3 protein-coding genes are annotated in these 2,928 nt (G+C 61.8%); all 3 read left to right on the top strand.

Annotated elements, in window-relative coordinates:
* The first annotated feature begins 230 nt into the window (after positions 1 to 230).
* The 3 genes from WB528_RS23975 (at position 231) to WB528_RS23965 (ending at position 2,648) form a co-directional block, all read left to right on the top strand.
* Entirely contained in the window at positions 231 to 521 is a 291-nt protein-coding gene (locus tag WB528_RS23975; protein ID WP_423891374.1) for a helix-turn-helix domain-containing protein, read from the top strand.
* A complete protein-coding gene (locus WB528_RS23970; RefSeq protein ID WP_423891371.1) occupies positions 521 to 775 on the top strand; it encodes a helix-turn-helix domain-containing protein in 255 nt (84 codons plus the stop codon). Before WB528_RS23975 ends, WB528_RS23970 begins: the two co-directional genes overlap by 1 nt.
* Positions 776 to 938: 163 nt before the next feature.
* A complete protein-coding gene (locus tag WB528_RS23965; protein ID WP_423891369.1) occupies positions 939 to 2,648 on the top strand; it encodes a tyrosine-type recombinase/integrase in 1,710 nt (569 codons plus the stop codon).
* Positions 2,649 to 2,928 lie beyond the last annotated feature (280 nt).

The following is a 2,928-nucleotide window of genomic DNA, read 5'->3' as shown; positions in this document are numbered from 1 at the left end:
AGATGCCGGTGCGCACCAGGGCCCGCTGGCGCTCGTACAGTGCCGCCGGGGTAGTGCCGAGGCGTAAAGCGAGCTGCGGCGCGTATGCTTTCAGCGAACCAATCACGATTGCTCCGGACCAAGCGGGACAGACCGGTACAAAGCATAACACCATAAATAGTGTATGTACACCACTATTGCGCCAACCGAGGCGGACGAGTAGTGTACAGTCACCACTATGAAGGTGACGCATGGTTACAGATAGGCCAGAAGGCGGAGGCCGCAAGCAGCGGGCCAAGAGCACCAAAGAGCCGGAAAGCCAGCGGCTCGTTTACTCCGTGCCTAAAGCCGGTCGGCTGCTCGGTTTAGGCCGTAACGCGGCCTATGACGCCGCAAAACGGGGTGACATTCCGACAATTAGAATTGGTCGCTTGCTGAGGGTGCCTAAAGGCCCCTTCCATAAGCTTCTCGGCGCCGAAGTGCGGCCACACGACGGCGACCAAGTCCTCGGCAACGAACAGCCGGCGAAGGAGCCGGAGTGATGAGCCATCGGTCTCAAGCACGGCCGCGGGCAGGCAAACATCGCGAGCGACCATTCGCGCAATGGCGCCCCAGCGGACGTCCCCTCGGGAAACTGCGTACCATTTCGCAGACAGCCGAAATTCTCCAAACGTCGGAGCGCACGGTCCAGCGTCTGATCGCTGACGGCCGACTTCGGGCTCATCGGATCGGGCGTCTGGTGCGCATCACAGATGACGACGTCGCCGCGTTGCTCGATGCAACGGAGAGTCTGTGATGTCGCGCCCTGTCGCCTACAGCCCTGTACTGACAGGCGTTTTGCGAATGTCGGGAAAACGTCTGCGAAGTAGAACTGCCATCTACTGCCTATCTGTCTTCCCGAATGTCGCCGTCTGGCCGTCCGGGTCAGGTGCTGGCGCCGGCTGTCCAATGGAGTTGCCATGAAAATCGACCGACCACTACCACCGGCGGGCCTTGCGACCCTGCAGACCGTGCTCGACTGCATCGCCGGTTCAATGCTGCCGCAACCCCGCAAAAGGGATTGCATCTCAGCGGTGCGCTGTTTTGCCAGACTCGCCAAGCAACGCCCGGAGGACATCCCGCTAAACCTCGGCGCTATCCGTCACGAACTCGATCGCGTCGTGCCGCCCAAGGCGCTGATTTCGCCGAAGCGTTTTTCGAATCTCCGCAGCGATTTGACCGCCGCCATCGACGCCTCCGGCCTGTGCCCCATCCTCATCACCGCCCGGGTCGAACTCGCGGTGCCGTGGCGGCAGCTGCTGGCCGAGGCGCCGGCAGGGACGCGCCATGCCCTATCGCGCTTCGCACACTGGGCAACGTTGCGGGGCATCGCCCCAGGCAGCGTTAACGGCACCACATTCGCGCAGTTCGATCGGGAACTACATTCCGCCAGCCTCGTCCGCAACCTGCGCCACCGGTCCCGTCTCGTCCGCCGCGCCTGGAACGTCCTCGCCGCTGACCGGTCCCGGAGGCTTAGAGTCGTCCTTCTCGAAGCCGATCCCCGCGTCCTGAAGCGGCTGCCCCTGGCGAGCTTCCCGGTGACATTCCGAAACGATATCGATGCTTACGCCGCATGGGGTTCGGCTGCCGATCCGCTGGATGACGCAGCGCGTTCGCGGGCGCTGCGTCCGAGCACGCTGCGGCTACAACGGCAGCATCTTCATTCCGCCGCCAGCGCCGCCGTCGCGGCGGGCATCCTGATCAAAGAACTCAACTCTCTGGCCGCGCTGACCGAGCCCGAAACGGTGCGCACGCTCCTGCGCTATCTGCGCAAACAGGCCGGCGATAAACCAACGCAGTATCTGCACGGCATCGCCATCACGCTGATCGCCGTGGCATCCGAATGGGTCAAGGCGCCGGCGGAAACCGTGGCGGCACTTAAGGCCCTTCGCCGCAAGATTGGGGCTCTCGCGCCCGGCTTGACGCAGAAGAACAAAACGCTGTTGCAGACACTCGACGATCCAGCGCTGCTGGACGACTTGCTTCAACTCCCAGACCGAGCCTGGAATGCGGCACGGCGCAAGCCGTCGCCATGGGCCCTTGTCGATCTGCAAAGCGCCCTCGCAATTGATATTTTGTTGTACGCGCCGATGCGCATGCAGAATTTGAGCGCGCTGCGCTTCGACCGGCACCTGCACTGGCCCCAAGGCCGCCGCAAGCCCGTGCTGGTTAGGCTCAGTGCGGCGGAAACCAAAACAGGAGCGGAGTATATCTATGAACTGCCGGCGGCGTTGGGCGATCGTCTCCTGGTCTTCCGCGATGAGATTGTCCCTGCGCTCACCGGCAAGCATCCCGACTCGTTGTTTGTACGCAAGGACGGAAAGCCAAAGACGCAGGCTGCGGTCGCCACTGCGATCTGCAAAACCATTGGGCGCTACCTCGGCGTCAAAATGACGCCGCATCAATTCAGACACTTTTGCGCGAAAATAATTTTGGACGCCAATCCGGGCGCGTACGAGTTGGTTGCTCAGATGTTGGCCCACACCTCTCAGAAAACGGCGATTGCGTTTTACGGCGGCAGAGACTCGCGCCGCGCCGGCAGAGCGCATGCCGCTCTAATCGACAAACTGCGAGCATCCAATTTGTCCCGATCGCGAAAACGCCGGCGCGATCCTCGCAAAGGTCGTTAGGAATCGCCATGCCTGGACCGAAACCTCGACTGCATCTGCCATGGCAAGACTGGCCGGTAACCGACCAGCGGCTGTGGACACAGGCGTTCGATGACGCCGATCCTTTCTCCGACGATGCCGCTGCGCATTTGTCGAAGTCTTCGAAAGAAAACTGTCATATCGCCTATCGGCGATTTTTAGGATTTCTGACAAAGCACGATCCCGAAGCCATCGACCTGCAGCCACACCAGCGGCTCACCCCAGACCGAGTGAAGGCATTTGCGCGGCATCTGTCCGAGAG

Source organism: Bradyrhizobium sp., from assembly GCF_049586575.1.
Lineage (GTDB): Bacteria > Pseudomonadota > Alphaproteobacteria > Rhizobiales > Xanthobacteraceae > Bradyrhizobium.
Note: the sequence above shows the minus strand (reverse complement) of the source record. Positions and strands in the feature narration are given on the sequence as shown.